Origin of the sequence: Staphylococcus warneri, assembly GCF_900636385.1 — a bacterium.
In the GTDB taxonomy this organism is placed as follows: Bacteria; Bacillota; Bacilli; order Staphylococcales; family Staphylococcaceae; genus Staphylococcus; species Staphylococcus warneri.
The window spans coordinates 1,705,155-1,725,667 of sequence record NZ_LR134269.1; the positions used below are offsets into that span (position 1 = coordinate 1,705,155).

General features: G+C 32.6%; 21 protein-coding genes. 5 read left to right on the top strand and 16 right to left on the bottom strand.

Annotated features, from left to right (window positions below):
* Positions 1-298: 298 nt before the first annotated feature.
* Together ftsW and EL082_RS08335 are read right to left on the bottom strand one after the other, a co-directional pair.
* Positions 299-1,522, bottom strand: coding sequence for a cell division peptidoglycan polymerase FtsW (ftsW, locus tag EL082_RS08330; protein WP_002467498.1), 1,224 nt, complete (start codon positions 1,520-1,522; stop codon positions 299-301).
* 318 nt (positions 1,523-1,840) lie between these two features.
* The gene (locus EL082_RS08335) at positions 1,841-2,116 is read right to left on the bottom strand and encodes an Fpa/YlaN family protein (protein WP_002450671.1); all 276 of its coding nucleotides are present in this window, start codon (positions 2,114-2,116) and stop codon (positions 1,841-1,843) included.
* A gap of 147 nt (positions 2,117-2,263) precedes the next feature.
* Here EL082_RS08335 and EL082_RS08340 point away from each other — a divergent pair, with 147 nt between their 5' ends.
* Both EL082_RS08340 and EL082_RS08345 read left to right on the top strand, forming a co-directional pair.
* The gene (locus tag EL082_RS08340) at positions 2,264-2,746 is read left to right on the top strand and encodes a hypothetical protein (RefSeq protein ID WP_002467505.1); all 483 of its coding nucleotides are present in this window, start codon (positions 2,264-2,266) and stop codon (positions 2,744-2,746) included.
* A complete protein-coding gene (locus EL082_RS08345; RefSeq protein ID WP_002467494.1) occupies positions 2,747-2,932 on the top strand; it encodes a DUF2197 domain-containing protein in 186 nt (61 codons plus the stop codon). It abuts the gene before it with no gap.
* Positions 2,933-3,144: 212 nt separating this feature from the next.
* Here EL082_RS08345 and typA read toward each other — a convergent pair whose 3' ends face one another.
* Complete coding sequence (typA, locus tag EL082_RS08350) at positions 3,145-4,992, bottom strand: translational GTPase TypA (RefSeq protein WP_002467500.1); 1,848 nt, start codon at positions 4,990-4,992, stop codon at positions 3,145-3,147.
* A 99-nt stretch (positions 4,993-5,091) separates the two neighbouring features.
* On the opposite strand from typA, the gene EL082_RS08355 reads away from it, so the two are divergent.
* Entirely contained in the window at positions 5,092-5,283 is a 192-nt protein-coding gene (locus EL082_RS08355) for a DUF5325 family protein (protein ID WP_002467499.1), read from the top strand.
* 292 nt (positions 5,284-5,575) lie between these two features.
* Here the strand turns inward: EL082_RS08355 and EL082_RS08360 are convergent, their stop codons facing one another.
* A complete protein-coding gene (locus tag EL082_RS08360) occupies positions 5,576-6,394 on the bottom strand; it encodes an inositol monophosphatase family protein (protein WP_002467495.1) in 819 nt (272 codons plus the stop codon).
* 166 nt (positions 6,395-6,560) lie between these two features.
* On the opposite strand from EL082_RS08360, the gene EL082_RS08365 reads away from it, so the two are divergent.
* Positions 6,561-7,175: a YktB family protein gene (locus EL082_RS08365; protein WP_002467504.1), complete on the top strand. Its 615-nt coding sequence runs from the start codon at positions 6,561-6,563 to the stop codon at positions 7,173-7,175.
* Positions 7,176-7,317: 142 nt separating this feature from the next.
* Positions 7,318-8,664: an Nramp family divalent metal transporter gene (locus EL082_RS08370; RefSeq protein ID WP_015365185.1), complete on the top strand. Its 1,347-nt coding sequence runs from the start codon at positions 7,318-7,320 to the stop codon at positions 8,662-8,664.
* Positions 8,665-8,747: 83 nt separating this feature from the next.
* Here EL082_RS08370 and EL082_RS08375 read toward each other — a convergent pair whose 3' ends face one another.
* The 12 genes from EL082_RS08375 to pdhA form a co-directional block, all read right to left on the bottom strand.
* Positions 8,748-9,251 (bottom strand): DUF4064 domain-containing protein, encoded by a 504-nt coding sequence (locus EL082_RS08375; RefSeq protein ID WP_015365186.1) that lies wholly within the window; start codon positions 9,249-9,251, stop codon positions 8,748-8,750.
* A gap of 135 nt (positions 9,252-9,386) precedes the next feature.
* A complete protein-coding gene (auxB, locus tag EL082_RS08380; RefSeq protein ID WP_002465397.1) occupies positions 9,387-10,526 on the bottom strand; it encodes a lipoteichoic acid stability factor AuxB in 1,140 nt (379 codons plus the stop codon).
* 72 nt (positions 10,527-10,598) lie between these two features.
* Positions 10,599-11,672 carry an ABC transporter substrate-binding protein gene (locus EL082_RS08385; protein ID WP_002465395.1) on the bottom strand — a complete coding sequence of 358 codons (1,074 nt, stop codon included), beginning with the start codon at positions 11,670-11,672 and terminating at the stop codon, positions 10,599-10,601.
* Entirely contained in the window at positions 11,669-12,481 is an 813-nt protein-coding gene (locus EL082_RS08390) for an ABC transporter permease (protein ID WP_015365188.1), read from the bottom strand. The genes EL082_RS08385 and EL082_RS08390 overlap by 4 nt, the downstream gene beginning before the upstream one ends.
* Before the next feature lie 5 nt (positions 12,482-12,486).
* The gene (locus tag EL082_RS08395; protein WP_019235863.1) at positions 12,487-13,290 is read right to left on the bottom strand and encodes an ABC transporter permease; all 804 of its coding nucleotides are present in this window, start codon (positions 13,288-13,290) and stop codon (positions 12,487-12,489) included.
* Entirely contained in the window at positions 13,283-14,377 is a 1,095-nt protein-coding gene (locus EL082_RS08400) for an ABC transporter ATP-binding protein (RefSeq protein ID WP_015365190.1), read from the bottom strand. Before EL082_RS08400 ends, EL082_RS08395 begins: the two co-directional genes overlap by 8 nt.
* Positions 14,378-14,390: 13 nt before the next feature.
* Positions 14,391-14,930, bottom strand: a complete 540-nt coding sequence (locus EL082_RS08405; protein ID WP_002467473.1) for a helix-turn-helix domain-containing protein — start codon at positions 14,928-14,930, stop codon at positions 14,391-14,393.
* Between the two features lie 164 nt (positions 14,931-15,094).
* Positions 15,095-15,370, bottom strand: a complete 276-nt coding sequence (locus tag EL082_RS08410) for a UPF0223 family protein (protein ID WP_002467472.1) — start codon at positions 15,368-15,370, stop codon at positions 15,095-15,097.
* Positions 15,371-15,562: 192 nt separating this feature from the next.
* Positions 15,563-16,969: a dihydrolipoyl dehydrogenase gene (gene lpdA, locus EL082_RS08415; RefSeq protein WP_002450687.1), complete on the bottom strand. Its 1,407-nt coding sequence runs from the start codon at positions 16,967-16,969 to the stop codon at positions 15,563-15,565.
* Between the two features lie 4 nt (positions 16,970-16,973).
* Positions 16,974-18,281 (bottom strand): dihydrolipoamide acetyltransferase family protein, encoded by a 1,308-nt coding sequence (locus EL082_RS08420; protein ID WP_002467469.1) that lies wholly within the window; start codon positions 18,279-18,281, stop codon positions 16,974-16,976.
* A gap of 66 nt (positions 18,282-18,347) precedes the next feature.
* Entirely contained in the window at positions 18,348-19,325 is a 978-nt protein-coding gene (locus EL082_RS08425; protein ID WP_002450689.1) for an alpha-ketoacid dehydrogenase subunit beta, read from the bottom strand.
* Between the two features lie 3 nt (positions 19,326-19,328).
* Complete coding sequence (gene pdhA, locus EL082_RS08430) at positions 19,329-20,441, bottom strand: pyruvate dehydrogenase (acetyl-transferring) E1 component subunit alpha (RefSeq protein WP_049416403.1); 1,113 nt, start codon at positions 20,439-20,441, stop codon at positions 19,329-19,331.
* Positions 20,442-20,513: the final 72 nt, after the last annotated feature.

Genomic DNA, 20,513 nt, shown 5'->3' on the forward strand with positions numbered 1-20,513 from the left:
CTAGTCTGATACTAAGATTTTATCTTATATAGATTGCTTTTTCTATAGTTATTGCATATTAGTCATAATTCTTTAATTTAAGTGTCACATAAGATAAATATTCTTATTGCGAAGCTAACTCAACTTATCAAATTCATATAAAATTATCATAAACAATAACTTTATATTATCATTGCATCAATCATATTTCCAGTTAAATCTTGTATGTTTAATAAATATTTATAATAAAAAAAGCTAATCTCTATAACTTTAGAAAATTCAATATAATGAATTTTCTAAAGCGAGATTAGCTAAATACTTATTGATATCGTCGTTTAATATCGACTTTATGTTGTTTGGCTCTTTTTTCATCCATTTTAATCTGTTTAGCAGTAATGAGTAATAATCCCATTGCTATACTTAAACTAATCATGGCAGATCCGCCAAAACTTATAAATGGTAATGGTACCCCTGTTAATGGGATCGTTGCTGAAATACCACCTAAGTTAACAAATGTTTGACTTCCAATATAACTTGCGATACCAACACAAACCAATTTATAAAAATATGAGTTAGTTTTATTTGCAAGCTGAAACGCACGATAAACAATGAAAAATTCTAGTAAAATGACAAACAAACCGCCTACTAATCCTAATTCTTCACAGATAACCGCAAAAATAAAGTCAGTATGTGGTTCAGGTAAATAACCTAATTTCATAATACTATTACCTAAACCACGACCAAACAGACCGCCATTACCTATTGCCATAAGTGAATTCGATATATGATAACCAGTTCCTGATTCGGCACTAAACGGATTGGTTAAAGTACTAAATCTTGCTTCAAGATAACTAGGTAATAAACCTGCAATCAGAACTAATAACGAAATCAAAACACCTGCAATTGCTACCATAATACCGTATTTCAAAATATTATGTACACCGATTCCTGCATAAAAAATGATTGAAAAGAATATGATTAATATTAATAGCGTTTGCCCTACGTCCTTTTGTAAAAAGACTAAAGCGACACAACTGGCTACTAAAATAATAGGTGCTGAAATTAATTTAATTTTATTACGCACTGCTGGCATTTTCTTTTCTATCATAAATGGTAAATATAATATAATAGCAATTTTAAGTAATTCGGATGCTTGTAAGTTCATAAATCCTAAGTTGATCCAACTTTTAGAACCATTAATATTTTTACCAATAACTAACGTAATTAAGAGTAAAACAAATATACCTATCATCATCCATTTTTGGACATTGGGTTGTTTCAGGACCTTTACATTCATGATAAATGCCATAAAAAAGACAATAGCAAAGCTCATAATGACGTATAGCAATTGCCTTGTATAGAAATAAGTACCTGATACTTCAGCACCACCTGTTAAAGTGCCTTTCGTAGCAGCAACCATACTGGCACTATAAACCATAACTAAACCAATTAAACATAGGATGACGTATGTGACCAACAATGGATAATCGATAAATTTAGATGTTTTTCCAATGTATCGCATTATATTTTTAAAATTTTTCATATACTTGTACATCCAATTCAAATTTTTTGAGAGTTGAGATTAAGAGCATCAATACAAATAATCAATGACTCTAAAACCTATCCTTTTCATTATAAACTTCCTATGTATCACAAAACAAATATTAACTTAACAATTATTCAAAAAAGATAAAATGACTGAGAAAATATCAAATATGATACTATCTCAGCCACCATTTTTACAATGTGCAAGTTACGGTTCCACATTTCATACTAGCATGAAAGTGTTGTCATAAATGTATTAAAATAATTCTAGTAACATCAATAACAATATATCAACACATCAAATTTATATAAAAAATTAAACGTTTGTAAATGCTTCGTGTAGTTTTGAAAGTTCTTTTTCAAGTCTTAACATAAGATTTTTGCCGTCTTCTTTCTCAACTAGCCCGAGTTGTACAGCAAAATCTACTTCTTTTTGAAGACCGAACATTTGTGTATCTAAAACTTCTTCGTAAAGTGGACAAGAAGGCACTGTTAAATTGTCCATTTGAACTTTAATAAGATGTAATATTCTATCTGCATCTTTGTTCAGTTGGTCATAAGCCGCATTATTTAATTTCGACTGATTAGCCATGACACGCACTCCCCCTATCATTTCATTAAATATCTTCAATATATAAAATTTTATCTTACTGAATGTTAAAAAGCAAGTATCTTTAAATTAAGTATAACGTATTTTATGATAAAATAATATAAGATAAAAATTTAGGGAGTGGGCAAGATGATTCAAATAAAAGGTGCGGTGAATTTCCCCATCACATTAGATAGTACAACATGGATTTTTGATGATAGAAAGGTAAGCCTCGAAGACTTAGAAAAAGGCGTTTTCGATGGCACTAAACCAATACAGTTCGAAGATAATCGCGAATGGAATCGTGCTATCTTAGAAGGTCAAACTAATCCACCAACATTAAATTCTGAAATTAAATATAAAAAGCGTTCTGTATTAGAGGGTTCATTTGTTATAAATATGACACCATTCTTTAAAACTTCTGAACCACAATCAAATGCAACCGCTATTAAATTATTTAATGACGAAGATGCTATAGAAGTTCCATTAGATTTATTACCATATTTATTCTTCCAATTTGCTAAAGATGGTAAACGTCTATATGACGATAACTCTGTGGATAGTTTTGTATATGATACTGAAAAAGGTTATAGTTACGAATTTAAGTATGTAAAATATATTGAGGTGATTTAATTGGTTCCAGTCAAATGTATCATTTGTGATACTACAGTACATATTGATGAAAACACTGTAGAAGCAAAACGACTTAGAAATAATCCTATTCGTACATTTATGTGTGATGATTGTAAAAGTCGTCTAGATACACCTAAACAGCCTCAACCATTTTCAACACATATTGATAAAAAGGAAAATGACTAATTAACTAGCGTATGATTGTAGCGTCTTTATATAAGAAGTTGTAATCATACGTTTTTTATATGCGTAGATGATTTATTCCGATTCGATTTATATCTACTTGTTTAAGATTAATTAAATCTAAATCCACAAAAGAAAACCACTTGATTATTGAAGAACATCAATAATCAAGTGGTTTTTAAATGACTCTTATTTAACAATGTATCAGACGTTGATTATTCGTCCTCTGACATCATTTGTTTAACGCGTTTAGCTTCTTTTTCACGCACTGATTTGTTTAATAATTTCTTTCTTAAACGAATACTTTCAGGTGTTACCTCAACTAATTCATCATCATTGATAAATTGTAACGCTTCTTCAAGTGTTAATACACGAGGTCGATTCATAGTTTGTGTTTGATCTTTCGTAGCAGAACGTACGTTAGTTTGGTGTTTTGTTTTAGTGATATTAACGGTTAAGTCATTTTCACGATTATGTTCACCAACAATCATACCTTCATATACTTCAGTACCTGGTTCCATGAAGTTAACACCACGGTCTTCTAGTCCTAAAATTGCATACGTACTAGCAGAACCTTGATCCATTGAAATTAATGCACCATTTCTTCTGCCACCAATTTTAGCTTTAATACGAGGTCTGAATTCTTCAAATGTATGGTTGATAATCCCATAACCACGTGTCATTGACATAAATTCTGTAGTATAACCAATCATACCACGTGCTGGTACCATAAAGATAAGACGAGTAAGACCATTATCAGTTGTCATCATATCTAACATTTCACCTTTACGTGCACCTAAAGATTCAATAACAGCACCAGAGTTTTCTTGAGGCACTTCACATTGAACTCTTTCGAATGGTTCACACATAACGCCATCAATTTCTCTAATGATAACTTGTGGTTTAGATACTTGAAGTTCGTAACCTTCACGACGCATATTTTCAATTAAAATTGATAAATGTAATTCACCACGTCCAGCAACTACCCATGCATCTGGTGAGTCTGTTGGTGTAACTTTTAATGATACGTCTGTTTCAAGTTGTTGATCTAAACGTTCTTGAATTTGACGCGCTGTAACGAAATCACCTTCACGACCTGCAAATGGTGAATTGTTAACTCTAAATGTCATTTCAAGCGTTGGTTCATCAATACGTAATACTGGTAAAGCATCTTGATGATCATGTGGTGTTACTGTTTCACCTACGTTGATATCTTCCATGCCAGAAACCGCGATTAAGTCACCTGCTTGTGCTTCTTCAATTTCTTCACGTTTTAATCCAAAATAACCAAATATTTTTGTTACACGGAAGTTCTTAACGCTACCATCTAATTTAATCAGTGATACATTATCACCTACACGCATTTTACCTCTGAATACACGTCCTACACCAATACGTCCAACATAGTCATTATAATCTAATAATGCTACTTGGAATTGTAATGGTTCATCACTGTTGTCAACTGGTGCTGGTACATAATCGATAATAGTTTCATATAATGATTGCATATTTTCATCTTGTTGTTCTGAATTTAAACTTGCAGTTCCATTAACAGCTGAAGCATATACAACAGGGAAATCAAGTTGTTCATCATTAGCTTCTAATTCGATAAATAAATCTAATACTTCATCTACCACACCTTCTGGTCTTGCAGATGGTTTGTCGATTTTATTTACTACTACCACTGGTTTTAAATTTTGTTCTAATGCTTTTTTAAGTACGAAACGTGTTTGAGGCATTGTACCTTCATACGCATCGACTACTAATACAACACCATCAACCATTTTCATGATACGTTCAACTTCGCCACCGAAGTCAGCGTGTCCTGGTGTATCTAATATATTAATGCGTGTACCTTTATAGTCAACCGCAGTATTTTTCGCAAGAATTGTAATACCACGTTCTCTTTCTAAGTCATTAGAGTCCATAGCACGATCGTCAACATGTTCGTTCTCTCTAAAAATTCCTGATTGCTTTAATAATTCATCTACTAACGTCGTTTTACCATGGTCAACGTGCGCAATAATCGCTATATTACGTACATCTTCTCTTATATTCGTCATATTATAAATTTCCTTTCTTAAGTAAACTCCCACTTTTAATTACAACTTTTTTATTATATCATAGATTAGAGAAAAAATAAGTAAAAGGTGGGGTATGGGATGCAACAAAAAAAATCTAAAGGCATTTTCTGGATATTCTCAATTTTGGCTTTAATCTTTTTATTGCTATTTAGCTTTAGCATTGGTGCAGCAAATGTTCCAATGATGATTTTAACATTTATATTACTCGTTGCAACATTTGGTGCCGGTTTCACAGTGAAAAAGAAATATCGCGAAAATGACTGGTTATAGATGATATAGCCCAATATTAATAAAATAAAACTTTATTTAAAATTCAATGTTAGTGGTATTTTGTTTTTAAGGTTTATTGCATAATGTGCTTGTCTCTTGGCAAGTCAGAAGAATAGTAATCGATATGATTAGCATATTAGGCATAACCATTTAAGATCATTGCATAATCAAACCCTAACAACTACTTTCTCTTTGATGAGTTAGTATGCTTTCAAACAAATTTTATTTAATTTTTACAAAAGACAAAGCCTGGAACATAATCTGATGTCCCAAGCTTTGTCTTTTTAATATTTTAATTTCCAAAACGTTTTTTATGATGCATTCTTAAAGTATCTTCATGATTTTTTAAATAATCACTTATTATTTCATCATGTAATAAAGGATTAGCCATGATAATAGAATTGGGTCGCGTAATAGTTAATGTTTCACCAAGTAAATTAGTGCCTTTTCCCCCAACTTCGTTGAGTATCATTAAACCACCAGCATAGTCCCACGGTTGTAGTCTTGGCGTTAAATATGCAGCTAGTTGTCCTTTAGCTACACTCACAATTTCTAATGCAGCACTACCATAAGCTCTTGCACTACGTGCATCATTCACTATTGGTGCAAAAATAGGTCCCATAATTGGTTTGGTTAACCAATTAGGATTAATGCCAATAATACTTGTTTTTAGTTGCGTATCTTTTAAAGGTTCTAAAGCATGGTTATTTTCAAATGCACCCTCACCTACTTTGGTATGATACAAAATATCTCTCATAACATCGTACACAAAGCCAGCATATGGTTTGCCTTCATGATAAATCCCGATTGAAATAGCGAAGTTTTCTTGTTGATGAACAAAGTTTAATGTGCCATCTATGGGGTCAACTACCCAAACAACACCGGAAGTATCAATCAAGTCATGACCATGACCTTCTTCACCAATCACTTTATGCTCTGGATAATTTTGATGTATCATATCATAAATATAATCTTCAGTTGCTCTATCTACATTTGTCACTAAGTCATTAGGATTGGATTTAGTTTCAATATTTAATTCATCTTTCATCATTAAGCGTACTTTATTACCCGCTTCTAATACTAATCCTTTTGCAAAATCGTAAAGTGCCATGGTATCATCTCCTATTTATCTATATTATACATGATTATGGTCTCAATTTTATATTTATAGACTCCCCTATTTTTAACAATTTATGCATTCTTTTGAAACTGCAATTTAGAATTTTAATGCTTTATTATGCTACAATAATTCTAATCATAATCCTAGGAGGCAAATCATGACTAAATACACATTTTCACCTCAAAATTTTAAAGCCTTTGATGTGGATGGACTAGATGCTAGAATGGAAGCACTTAATGAGCATGTTAGACCGCAATTGCATCAATTAGGGGATTATTTCACTGAATACTTTACAACTCAAACAGGTGAAACATTTTATCCTCACGTGGCAAAACACGCTAGAAGAAGTGTCAATCCACCTAAAGATACGTGGGTTGCATTCGCTCCAAATAAACGCGGCTACAAAATGTTACCTCATTTCCAAATCGGCTTATTTAGAGACCAATTATTTATAATGTTTGGTGTCATGCACGAAGCAAAAAATAAGGCTGAAAAAGTTAAAATTTTTGATAAACATTTTGATACATTAAGAAACTTACCGTCAGATTACAGCATCTGTCTTGATCATATGAAGCCTGAAAAGACGCTCATTAAAGACTGTACTGATGAACAGTTACATGAAGCCATTGATCGTGTCAAAAATGTTAAAAAAGGTGAATTCTTCGTAGCTAGATCAATTACACCAGATGATCAAAGGTTAAAAACTGATAAAGCTTTTATTCAATTTGTTGAAGAAACATTTGATCAATTTTTAAAATTCTATTCTGCTTAAGTCAAAAGAATTCACGATACTTGAACCTGTGACATCCACTCATGTCCAGGTTTTTTTATTTTGTAAAATATTTTTAGGTTGACCTAAAAATAACATTAGGTTAATATATCAATATATTTTAAGTTAGAGGTGAGTTTTGTTTATGAATAAGCAATCAGTCGACCAAGAACATCAAAAAAGCTTAGACGAAATTAATAATACGATTGATTTTGACTATAAAAGTAATGCAAGTCAAAAACTTTTGGCTTTCTTAGGACCTGGATTATTAGTAGCTGTGGGATATATGGATCCGGGTAACTGGATAACTTCTATGCAAGGTGGCGCACAATTTGGATACACCCTCTTATTTGTAATATTAATTTCTAGTTTAGCTGCTATGTTATTACAAAGTATGACCGTAAGATTGGGTATCGCAACGGGTAGAGATTTAGCTCAAATGACACGCCATTTTTTATCTAAACCTATCGCGATTATTTTCTGGATTATCGCAGAATTAGCTATCATTGCTACGGATATTGCTGAAGTGATTGGTAGTGCAATTTCACTTAATTTACTCTTTAATATTCCATTAATCGTTGGTGCTTTAATTACAGTATGTGATGTATTTTTACTATTATTTATAATGAAATTTGGATTTAGAAAAATAGAAGCCATTGTAGGTACGCTTATATTCACTGTTTTAGCCATTTTCACCTTTGAAGTTTATATTTCTTCACCGAATGTATTGAATTTATTAAATGGCTTTGTACCCCACACTGAAATCATTACAAACAAGGGTATCTTATATATTGCATTAGGTATTGTAGGGGCAACTATTATGCCACATAATCTATATTTACATTCTTCCATTGTTCAATCACGGAAATATGATAGAAATAATAATGAAGATAAAGCACAAGCAATTAAATATGCAACGATTGACTCCAACATCCAATTATCTATTGCATTTGTAGTCAATTGCTTGTTATTAACATTGGGCGCAGCACTATTTTTCGGAACTAACACAGATGAATTAGGTGGATTTTATGATTTATACCACGCTTTAAAAACGCAACCATTATTAGGTGCCACATTGGGTGGTATTATGAGTACCTTATTTGCAGTTGCTTTACTTGCATCTGGACAAAATTCAACAATTACAGGTACATTGGCAGGTCAAATTGTAATGGAAGGCTTCTTGAGATTACGTATTCCTAATTGGCTTCGTCGACTGATCACACGTTCTTTAGCTGTAATTCCTGTTATTATTTGCTTAATCATTTTTAATGGTAATGCCGAGAAAATTGAACAATTATTAGTATTCTCACAAGTATTTCTAAGTATTGCGTTACCTTTTACTTTAATACCACTTCAATTAGCTACAAGTAATAAAAAGTTAATGGGACCATTTATTAATAAAACATGGATTAATATTATTTCATGGTCACTCATTATTATTCTAAGTATTCTAAATGTCTACCTCATTATCCAGACATTCCAAGAATTATAAAATAAAAAACCGGTTGAAATGAATTAACAGTTCAACCGGTTTTTTATTATAAATCACTATCATTTTTAAGAATAATAGTTGAATTAATACGTATATGGTTTATCTTTTTGTTGATGTTCTTTTAATTCCTTTTCAGGATCCCACTCATTTCGTTTAGAATAATCTTCTTGATGATTATGAACAGTTTGATCTCGCTTAGGTCTCTGTTGATTAGATTTCGTTAATAGCATAATACCTGCAATGAACCATAAAATCATCGCAATGATATTCGTTGCCATAATACCGACCACCGCTGCTGCAATTAATAAACTGGCACCCAATTTATTTCTACCTTTTACTGTTAATGCACCAACAATTCCTAAAATAGTTGAAAATGCAAGCACACCCATAGATAATGCTATTGATGTAGTAAGCATTTCCATTGACATCTCTTGATTACCGCCCATCATTTGGTTAACCATTTCCTTATTTTGAGATGCACCGCTTCCTGATTTCATCGCAAAATAACCTATAATGACAAACAGTAAATATAAACTACTTAAACCATTGGCTATCCATGCTAATATCAATTCTGTTTTTCTCTTCATTACAGTACCTCCTTTAACTCTTACATTAATCATACTAAAAACTATCTTTACATGCTATTCAATACGATAAAAATCTATTAACAACAAAAAATACCAAAAGTGAATGTTAAGTATCACTTTTGGTATTTTAATTAATTATTTTTCATTGTCATTTCCGTCAATTTTTTGATGATCTTGTTTCACTTGATCTCTCATATCTTTTTCCGTATCACCAAACATTTGACGACGTTCTTCATAGTTCATTCTTCTTTGATTAACCGCACTTGGTTGATTCTTACGTTTTTCTTTCATACGCTGATTATACGCTTTACGCTTTTCTTTTTTCTTAGCACGAATTTCAGCTTTTTCTCTTTTACGTTGCGCTTTTAGCTCTTTAGGATCAACTTGAGGTTCTTCATTATATTGTTGTGATGGCTCTACATCATCTTGCTCATTATATACCTCTTGATTATCTGTAGAAGCCTTATCTGAACGTGACTTTTTGTTATATTTCGCTTGGCGAGATAATAATGTTGGTTCTTCATCTTGTTCATTATCATCTGAACGATATTCACTTTCTACAGCACGTTTAGGAAACTGTTCGTATTTATCATCTTGTGATTCTTGTTCGTCTTGAATTTGATTTGTTGAACCTGTTGTTGTGTCATACGCTTGTTCTTTTCGTTCCATACTACGACGTGACGGACGTCTACGTTGTTGTGGCTCTTCAACTGGTTCATTTTCAGTTTCATTATGATGCGTAAAAGCTTCTTGTTCTGACATTTCTTCGTATGGTTGATAACCATAACCACCGTTATAATAGTTCGGTACGGTTTCAACTTTATTCTTTCTTACAAACATCATAATAGCAATGATAAAGAATAAAATTGGAATAATTAATGTTACTACAAGTAATACTAAAGGTATTGTGATAATTGCTGATAACAAGAATAAGAAACCAGATAATATTCTAATGTTCATAGAAATTAAAGCTAAAAATGAAATCAATAAACAAACGATGAAATACACTATAATCGCCCAAACACCATTTTGTAACCAAATCACAAATTGTGTAGTGCTTAAGCTATTATTTGCTAAGACTTGTTGAATAAGATCATTATTATTTAATGTATTCTCTAAGTTAGCAATAGATGTATCATTACTAAATGACACTAAAGCTATAAACATCGTGACGATTGTCAAAATTAATAAGAATACCCAACTAAGCCACCCTAAAACTTTTTCTGTTAGTCGACTGACTGGACGTTTAATTTGAGTATATTGCTCTCCTGTCATTCGTTACAACTCCTTACTTTACTTATCAAGTTATTATATCGAATATAACAAAAAATAACTACCATTTTCATTTTACTTTAACGACATTTTAAAATTTAAAAAACTTTCGTTATATTCACTTAATGTTTCTTGCCCTAAATCTTGATATACTTCCAATCGTTGTTGTTCTTTTTGATTAGGATAAAATCTATGATCATTTCTAATATCTTTAGGTAACATCTTTCTTGCTTCTTTATTTGGTGTAGCATAGCCTACCCATTCAGTATTCTGCTTATTGTTTTTTTCATCTAACAGAAAATTCATAAAGCGATATGCGCCTTCTTTATTTTGTGCAGTTTTAGGTATTACCATATTATCAAACCATAAATTTGATCCTTCTTTTGGAATAACATAATTATATTTGTCACTATCTTGAACTAATGGAGCAGCAACTCCACTCCATACAACTGCAATACTTCCTTCATTTTGTTCAAGCATCATTGTGATTTCATCACCTACAACGCCTCTAACTTGTGGCGCTAAATGATGTAAATCAGATTCCGCTTTTTTGATATGTTGTGGATTTTTATCATTCAAACTATAGCCTAATTTATTAAGGCCCAAACCTATAATTTCACGTGCACCATCAACTAATAATACTTGGTTTTTATATTTAGATTTATACAAATCTTGCCAACTATTAAAAGATTCATTAGGATACTTATCCTTATTATATAGTATTCCAACAGTTCCAAAGAAATATGGTAATGAATATTGATTATGTCGGTCATATGACATATCCATATAATCTGAATCTAAATTTTTAATATTAGGTATTTTCTTATGGTCTAAAGGTTCTAATAAATGTGCACGCTTCAATTTTTGTACTGTATATTCACTTGGAAAAGCGACATCATAATGTGTTCCTCCATTACGTATCTTAGCTTCCATAGCTTCATTCGAATCAAATGTTTCATAAACCACTTGGATACCTGTTTCTTTTTCAAACTTTTTAATTAAGCTTGGATCAATATACTCTCCCCAATTATAGACGTATATTTTTTGGTTAGTGTCTGTGTTTTCTTTCGATTTGAACCAGTGACTCACGCCTAAACATAAAACACCTATCATAATTGAAATCAAAATCAATTGTAAAAATCGTTTCATGTATTGACACCTCGTTTCGGATGCTTTTTACGTTGCACGAGGTGTTGAATTGCGTAGTAACCAATAACACCTATCACGATTACACCGAATAAAATTGTTGAAATTGCATTAATTTCCATGCTTATACCTTTTCTAGCCATTGCATAAACTTCTACAGATAATACACTGAATCCATTACCAGTGACGAAGAAACTCACTGTAAAATCATCTAATGAATAAGTTAATGCCATAAAGAATCCACCGATTATAGCAGGCATAATATTCGGTATAACCACACTACTTAATAATTGCGATTCAGTAGCACCTAAATCTCTAGCAGCATTCAACATACTATCATTCATTTCATATAATTGTGGTAAAACAACAATAACAACAATTGGAATACAAAATGCGATATGGGATGCTAACACTGTCCAAAATCCAAGGCCTAAACCTGTAAAATGACCTATTGCAGTAAACATAATTAAAAATGACGCACCAATTACAACATCTGAAGATACCATTAGTACATTATTGAGCGTTAATAGCGTCACTTTAAACTGTTTATGTCTTAAGTGATATATAGCTATAGCACCGAATGTTCCAATCAATGTAGAAATTGCTGCTGCGATTAATGCGACGGCAACTGTATTAAATATGACTGACATTAATTTATCATTTTGGAATAAGGTTTGATAATGAGCCAGTGTGAAATGTTCAAAATGTATCATATTACCTGCTGAATTAAACGAATATACCATTAAAAATAATATAGGTATATATAATATAGCTATTAATATACCTATATATAGCTTGCCATACCACTTCACACAACTCACCCTTTCCTATGATTAGATTTTGATTTAGTCATAATTAAAATAAATGCCATAAAAATGATTAGGAATAACGCTATTGTTGAACCCATACCATAATTTTGAATAGTTAAAAATTGCTCTTCGATAGCTGTCCCAATATTGATCACTTTATTGCCGGCGATTAAACGTGTAATCATGAATAGTGATAATGCTGGTATAAAGGTTACTTGAACACCAGTCATTACACCTTCCCTCGTTAAAGGCATAATCACTTTACCAAAGGTTGTTAGTGGATTAGCGCCTAAATCACTTGATGCTTGTAGTAAATTATTAGGAATTGCTTTCATACTATTAAAGATTGGTAATATCATAAATGGTATATAGATATAACTTGATACTACTATGAATGCACCCGCAGTAAATAACATATTAATTGGAGATAAATTAAAGATGTTAAATAATTGGTTGATTAATCCATCATGACTCAACAAACCTATGAATGCATATGTTTTCAATAATAAGTTAATCCATGTAGGAATAATCATAATCATCAGTAGTAAATTTTGAAATTTAGATTGAGCGATATAATAAGCTGCTGGGTAACTTATTAATAACGTGACAAGTGTAATAATCACAGCAAATATAATAGAATCAGCAAACATTTTAAAATAACTCAAAGTGAAAATATTTTCATAGTTAGTTAAACTAAAATGGCCTTGATTGTCTAAAAAAGAATAATAAACAAGTAATACGACTGGAATGATTATGAATAATACCATCCAAATCAAGTATGGAATAAGCAATAAACGATTAGTATTACGCATTTTCAACATCCTCATAACTTTCAATACGTTTATCAAATTCTTCTTCCGTTTCACCTGGTACCATGATATGAATTGCTTCTGGCTCAAAATACAAGCCAACTTCACTGCCTACTTCAGCTTTACGTGTTGATTGGATCACCCATTCATATCCCTTTCTATCAACCACACAGATTTCGTAATGAACACCTCTAAAGAGCATTGAATCTACTTTTACTTGGAACAAACCTTTATCTGCTTCAATCAATGAAATATCTTCAGGACGAATGACAACTTCTACTTTTTGATTTGCAGGTATACCCATATCTACACAATCAAAATCTTGACCATAGATATTTACAACATAATCTTCTACCATTCGACCTTCTACAATATTCGATTCACCAATAAAATCAGCTACGAAACGATTGACCGGCTCATCATAAATATCGTTTGGTGTTCCAAATTGTTGAATTTTACCATCTTTCATAACAAAAATATAATCACTTAAAGCTAATGCTTCTTCTTGATCATGAGTAACAAAAATAAAAGTAATACCTAGACGAGATTGTAATTCTCTTAATTCATACTGCATTTCAGTTCTTAATTTTAAATCTAAAGCTGAGAGTGATTCATCTAATAATAAAATTTCTGGTTCGTTAACAATGGCTCTAGCGATGGCTACACGTTGTTTTTGACCACCACTCATACCATTAATATTACGATCTTCATACCCTGATAGCTTAACAAGTCGAAGTGCTTCTTCTACTTTTTCTTTAATAGCACTTTTACTCATTTTCTTTAATTTCAACCCGTACGCGATATTTTCAAATACATTGAGATGTGGGAATAAAGCATAATCTTGAAAAACTGTATTTACTTTACGTTTGTTTGGAGGTAATTTTCCAATTGGTTTATTTTGATAAATTACGTCTCCTTGATCAGGATATTCGAAGCCAGCAATTAATTTTAAAATGGTTGTTTTACCACAACCTGAAGGCCCTAATAATGTGTAAAAATGACCTGATTCTATATCTATATCAATTTCATTTAATATTTGAACGTCATCATATCCTTTGCTTACGCCTTTAAATGATAATAATGGTGCCAATATTCACAACTCCTTATAAATATGATGCTGTTGCAACAATTAATATTTTCACTTCCTGTTTTCCTTCATTAAAAAGACGATGATCATCATTTGCTTTAAAATAAAATACATCTTCTTTGTTTGCATGGTAACAATCATTACCTAATTGCAATGTCACTTGTCCTTGTAAACAATAAACAAACGTATCCGATTCTGAAGGGTTAAACGTCTTATATGATGCACCTGGTTTCAATGTTAATAGAAGTGGTTCCATTTCAAATTCATTAGATTTTGTAACTAACCAATTTAATATATAGCCTCTATCGTATTCATCATAAATGATTTGCTCTTCCTTTTTATAAATGACCTTTTGTTGCTCTGTTTCTTTAAAGAAGTCGCTAGCCGATGTTCCTAAAACCTCTAGTATATTTAAAAATGTTTCCATACTAGGAGATGCATTTTGGCTCTCTATTTGGGATATGTATCCTTTTGAAAGATCTGTTCTTTCAGCTAATTCTTCTTGTGTTAAATTTTTAATTTTTCTAAGATTTTTGAGTTTATACCCTATTTCCATAATGAAACCACCTAAAAAAGCTATATTAAGTTTACTTTTATCAAACATTTTGTTTAACGCTTAATAAAAATACCAAAATATAGCTCTACAATCAATACTTTTTATTGTTTTAAGACAAACATTTTACATTCACAACATTTTGCTTTTTGTTAAGTCAGTTTTACTTAAGACTTAGCAGAAAACACTTGTTGATCAGGGTTTTTATTTACTTCTTGGACTACCTTATAACTATTATATCCACTGCTTTTTTCAAACTCTTTAAACAGTTGTTTCTCTTCAGCTTTACCAGGCACGATTTGTTTGAAACTTTTATAAGCTTTTTTAACCTCTTCACCTTTAACTGATGATTCATAATAGTTCTCAATTTTATTAAAGAAATGAATGACATCCATCATTTCATCATTTGTCCAATCTAAATCTAATGGATATTGATATTCCAAGTTAATTCACTCCTATAGTTTAATTAGAATACAGAATTAGTGTATATGAGATGATTTAAACTGACAAATAGTTTATGAATGATAAGTCAATATAGGATAAATATTCTTATTTGAGTAGCTTTAACTTATTGTAATAAAACAAAAAAACTGGCAACAAATAATGTTGCCAGTTTAATTTAACGTAATGTTAAATTACATTGTATGGATTGGGTATCCAATTGCTTTTTCAGCTGCTTCCATTGACATTTCACCTAAAGTAGGGTGAGCATGTACAGTTAATGCAATATCTTCAGCATTCATACCTGATTCGATTGCTAAACCTAATTCAGAAATAATATCTGAAGCGCCAGTACCTACTACTTGAGCACCGATTAATGTGTCATCTTCTTTAAGTGTAATTAATTTAACGAAACCATTTGTATCATCTAATGATAATGCACGGCCGTTAGCTGCATAAGGGAATTTAGAAGCTTTAATTGATAAACCTTCTTCTTTCGCTTGAGCTTCAGTATAACCTACTTGAGCTAATTCAGGCTCAGTGAAGCATACTGCAGGCATACCAATGTAATCAACTTCTGCTGCTTGTCCATCAATAGCCTCTGCAGCTACTTTTGCTTCATAGCTTGCTTTATGAGCAAGAGGTAATCCTGGAACGATATCACCAATTGCATAGATATTATTGATTGAAGTACGGCTTTGTTTATCAACTTCGATTAATCCACGTTCACCAAATTTAAGACCTAATTCTTCTAAGCCTAATTCATCAGTATTTGGACGACGACCTACAGTTACTAATACATAATCAGCTTCGATAGTTTGTTCTTCACCTTTAGCTTCATAAGTAACTTTTACGCCATTTTCAGTTTCTTCAGCTGATTTAGCCATTGCTTCAGTAACGATTTCGATACCTTTTTCTTTCATGCCTTTTTTAACTGGTTGAGTCATTTGTTTCTCAAAGCCACCTAAGATATCTTTAGCACCTTCAAGAATTGTCACTTCAGAACCAAAGTTAGCAAATGCAGTACCAAGTTCTGAACCGATATAACCGCCACCAACTACTACTAATTTACCAGGGACTTCTTGTAAGTTTAATGCACCTGTTGAATCGATAACACGGTTACCAAATTCAAAATTAGGAATTTCAATTGGTCTAGAACCAGTTGCAATGATTGCATTTTTGAAATTGTAAGTTTGAGCACTTTTTTCGTCCATAACGCGTAAGCTATTGTTATCAACAAAGTAAGCTTCGCCTTTAACGATTTCAACTTTATTACCTTTTAATAAACCTTCAACCCCACCAGTTAATTTATTAACAACTGATGATTTGAATTCTTGAACTTTTTCATAGTTTAAAGAAACACTTTCAGCGATTACCCCTAAGTTTTCTGAATGTTGTGCTTCAACAAAACGATGAGATGCGTGTAATAAAGCTTTTGAAGGAATACAACCAACGTTTAAGCAAACACCGCCTAAATTACCTTTCTCAACGATTGTTACTTTTTGTCCAAGTTGTGCTGCACGAATTGCTGCAACATAACCTCCAGGACCTGCTCCGATTACAATAGTATCTGTTTCAATTGGGAAATCTCCAACTACCATCTTTTTACCCCTCCATTAATAATAATTCTGGATTATTTAATAAACGCTTGATGTGATTCATAGCATTTTGTCCAGTTGCACCATCAATTTGTCTGTGGTCAAAGCTTAATGATAATGCAAGAACTGGAGCTGCTACAATTTCTCCATCTTTAACAATCGGTTTTTGAGCGATGCGCCCAATTCCTAAGATAGCTACTTCTGGGTGATTAATAACTGGAGTGAACCATTGTCCACCAGCTGAACCGATATTACTGATTGTACATGTTGCACCTTTCATTTCGTCAGATGTTAATTTACCGTCACGTGCTTTTACAGCAAGTTCGTTAATTTCATCTGAGATTTGGAAGATTGATTTACGATCTGCATGTTTAACAACAGGTACTAATAAGCCTCTGTCTGTATCTGCAGCGATACCAATATTCCAATAGTGTTTGTGTACAATCTCTCCAGCTTCTTCATTAAATGAAGTATTAAGTGCTGGATATTTTTTAAGTGCAGAAACAAGTGCTTTCACTACATATGGTAAGAAAGTAAGTTTTGTACCTTGTTCAGCTGCGATTTCTTTGAATTTCTTACGGTGATCCCATAATTGTTGAACATCAATTTCATCCATTAATGTAACATGTGGTGCTGTGTGTTTAGAATTAACCATTGCTTTGGCAATTGCTTTACGCATAGCTGGGATTTTTTCAGTTGTTTCTGGGAAGTCGCCTTCTGGTACTGATTGTGTTGCTGATGTAGTTGTAGTCTCTTCAGAAGTACTTGCTGCACTTTCATTAGATGCTGTTTGAGTAGCGCCACCATTTAAGTGTGCATCAATATCTTCTTTTGTGATTCGACCATTTTTACCAGATCCAGCAACTGCTTTAATATTCACGCCATTATCACGTGCATATTTACGTACTGAAGGCATTGCTTTAATTGTTCTATTTTCATCAACTTCAGCATCTTGAGTGCTTGCTGCAGGTTGACTTTCTTGTGATGAAGCACTTTCTTCTTTCGCTGCTTCTTCTTTTGGTTCTTCACTTGATGAATCATCACTGTGATTACCTTTGAATTGCATTTCTTCAGCATCTGGTGCATCAATTTTAACAATAATGTCACCAACAACTGCTACTGTACCCTCATCTACTAATACTTCTTCAACTGTACCACTTACTGGTGAAGGGATTTCTACAACAGATTTGTCATTTTGGACTTCTGCTAAGACATCGTCTTCTTCAATTGTATCTCCAGCTTTTACAAACCATTTTACAATTTCACCTTCGTGGATACCTTCCCCGATGTCGGGTAATCTAAATTCAAATGCCACGGTCTTTTTCCTCCTAAGATTTTCTTAATAAAGAAATCACTTTTTAATTTAAACTTTATTTAAAGATTAAAACTCTAAAGTTGCTTTTGCTTTTTCTACGATATCATTTTTGTTTGGTAACCAAACATTTTCAGCTTGAGTAAATGGATATACTGTATCTGCTGCTGCTACACGTGCAATAGGTGCTTCTAATGAAAGAATTGTACGTTCAGCTAATTCAGCTGCAACTTGTGCACCAACACCTGCTTGACGTTGAGCTTCTTGAACTACTACAGCTCTGTTCGTTTTTTCAACTGAAGCCACTAATGTATCGATATCAATTGGTTGAACTGTACGTAAATCGATTACTTCAACTGAATAACCTTCTTTTTCTAATTCTTCAGCTGCTTTTAATGATTCTTGTACCATTGCACCGTATGCGATTAAAGTAATGTCATTACCTTCTTTTTTCACATTAGCTTTTCCAATATCAATTGTGTATTCTTCTTCAGGAACTTCTTCTCTGAAAGAACGATATAATTTCATATGCTCTAAATATACAACTGGGTCATTACTTCTAATTGAAGAAATTAATAATCCTTTAGCATCATATGGGCCTGAAGGAATAACTACTTTCAAACCAGGAGATTGAGCTAAAATACCTTCTAAATTATCTGCGTGTAATTCTGGTGTATGCACACCGCCACCAAATGGACTACGAATAGTTACAGGTGCAGTTTTAGAACCACCTGAACGGAAACGAGTACGTGCAATTTGTCCAGCTACTGAGTCAAATACTTCAAATACGAATCCTAAGAATTGGATTTCCATTACAGGGCGGAAACCTTCAACAGCTAAACCTAAAGCTAAGCCACCAATTCCTGATTCTGCAAGTGGTGTATCGAATACACGATCTTCACCAAATTCTTTTTGTAAACCTTCAGTAACACGGAATACACCGCCGTTAACACCAACGTCTTCACCGAAAACTAAAACGTCTTCGTCATTTTTAAGTTCAGTTTTAAGCGCATCATTAATCGCTTGAACCATTGTCATTTGTGCCATGGCTTACTTCGACTCCTTCTCTTTGTAAATTTCATATTGTTCTGCTAAATTTTGAGGCATTTCTTCATACATAATTTCCATTAGAGAAGTAACAGTTTGTTTTTCTGTTTTGTCGGCCTCTTTAATAGCTGTTTTGATGTCTGATTTAGCACGTTCAATAACTTCATTTTCTTTGTCTTCATTCCAAAGACCTTTATTTTCTAAGAATTTTCTGAAACGAACTAATGGATCTTTTTTCTCCCATTCTGCGTCTTCATCTGAAGTTCTGTAACGTGTAGGGTCGTCACCAGCCATAGTATGTGGTCCGTAACGATATGTCATTGTTTCGATTAGTGTTGGGCCTTCACCTGCAACTGCACGTTCACGAGCCTCTTTAGTAGCTTGATATACTGCTAATGCATCCATACCATCAACTTGGATACCAGGGATACCAACAGCAATCGCTTTTTGAGCTAATGAAGTTGCTGCAGTTTGTTTACTACGTGGTGTTGAAATCGCGTAGTTGTTATTTTGAATAACAAAAATTGCTGGTGCTTTATATGCTGAAGCAAAGTTAATACCTTCATAGAAGTCACCTTGAGATGAACCGCCATCACCAGTATAAGTAATCGCTACTGCATTTTTGCCTCGTTTTTTAAGACCAAACGCAACACCTGCTGTTTGTACATACTGTGCACCGATAATGATTTGTGGACTCAGTGCATTCACACCTTCAGGGAATTGGTTACCTTTAAAGTGTCCTCTTGAGAATAAGAAAGCTTCCGTTAATGGTAAACCATGCCAAATAATTTGTGGCACATCACGGTAACCAGGAAGAATAAAATCTTCTTTTTCTAACGCGTATTGAGATGCTAACTGTGATGCTTCTTGTCCAGCTGTTGGTGCATAGAAACCTAAACGACCTTGTCTATTTAAAGAAATAGAGCGTTGATCTAGAATACGTGTCCATACCATTCTTTCCATTAATTCTACTAATTCTTCATCTGTTAAATCAGGTACTAAGTCTTCATTTACAACGTTGCCATCTACGTCTAAAATTTGAACCATTTCAAATTTCGACTGTGTGTCATTTAGTACTTTTACTGCATCGAATTGGGCTTGTAACTTAGGAGCCATTCAATTCACCATACCTTTCCCATATATAAATAGAAATTCATTTTATCCATAACAATTGTATCACAAAAAAAT

Excerpts from the sequence above, each read along its gene's own strand:
- ftsW (WP_002467498.1), bottom strand. The coding sequence starts at position 1,522 with ATGAAAAATTTTAAAAATATAATGCGATACATTGGAAAAACATCTAAA.
- EL082_RS08335 (WP_002450671.1), bottom strand. The coding sequence starts at position 2,116 with ATGGCTAATCAGTCGAAATTAAATAATGCGGCTTATGACCAACTGAAC.
- EL082_RS08340 (WP_002467505.1), top strand. The coding sequence starts at position 2,264 with ATGATTCAAATAAAAGGTGCGGTGAATTTCCCCATCACATTAGATAGT.
- typA (WP_002467500.1), bottom strand. The coding sequence starts at position 4,992 with ATGACGAATATAAGAGAAGATGTACGTAATATAGCGATTATTGCGCAC.
- EL082_RS08355 (WP_002467499.1), top strand. The coding sequence starts at position 5,092 with ATGCAACAAAAAAAATCTAAAGGCATTTTCTGGATATTCTCAATTTTG.
- EL082_RS08360 (WP_002467495.1), bottom strand. The coding sequence starts at position 6,394 with ATGGCACTTTACGATTTTGCAAAAGGATTAGTATTAGAAGCGGGTAAT.
- EL082_RS08365 (WP_002467504.1), top strand. The coding sequence starts at position 6,561 with ATGACTAAATACACATTTTCACCTCAAAATTTTAAAGCCTTTGATGTG.
- EL082_RS08370 (WP_015365185.1), top strand. The coding sequence starts at position 7,318 with ATGAATAAGCAATCAGTCGACCAAGAACATCAAAAAAGCTTAGACGAA.
- EL082_RS08375 (WP_015365186.1), bottom strand. The coding sequence starts at position 9,251 with ATGAAGAGAAAAACAGAATTGATATTAGCATGGATAGCCAATGGTTTA.
- auxB (WP_002465397.1), bottom strand. The coding sequence starts at position 10,526 with ATGACAGGAGAGCAATATACTCAAATTAAACGTCCAGTCAGTCGACTA.
- EL082_RS08385 (WP_002465395.1), bottom strand. The coding sequence starts at position 11,672 with ATGAAACGATTTTTACAATTGATTTTGATTTCAATTATGATAGGTGTT.
- EL082_RS08395 (WP_019235863.1), bottom strand. The coding sequence starts at position 13,290 with ATGCGTAATACTAATCGTTTATTGCTTATTCCATACTTGATTTGGATG.
- EL082_RS08405 (WP_002467473.1), bottom strand. The coding sequence starts at position 14,930 with ATGGAAATAGGGTATAAACTCAAAAATCTTAGAAAAATTAAAAATTTA.
- lpdA (WP_002450687.1), bottom strand. The coding sequence starts at position 16,969 with ATGGTAGTTGGAGATTTCCCAATTGAAACAGATACTATTGTAATCGGA.
- EL082_RS08425 (WP_002450689.1), bottom strand. The coding sequence starts at position 19,325 with ATGGCACAAATGACAATGGTTCAAGCGATTAATGATGCGCTTAAAACT.
- pdhA (WP_049416403.1), bottom strand. The coding sequence starts at position 20,441 with ATGGCTCCTAAGTTACAAGCCCAATTCGATGCAGTAAAAGTACTAAAT.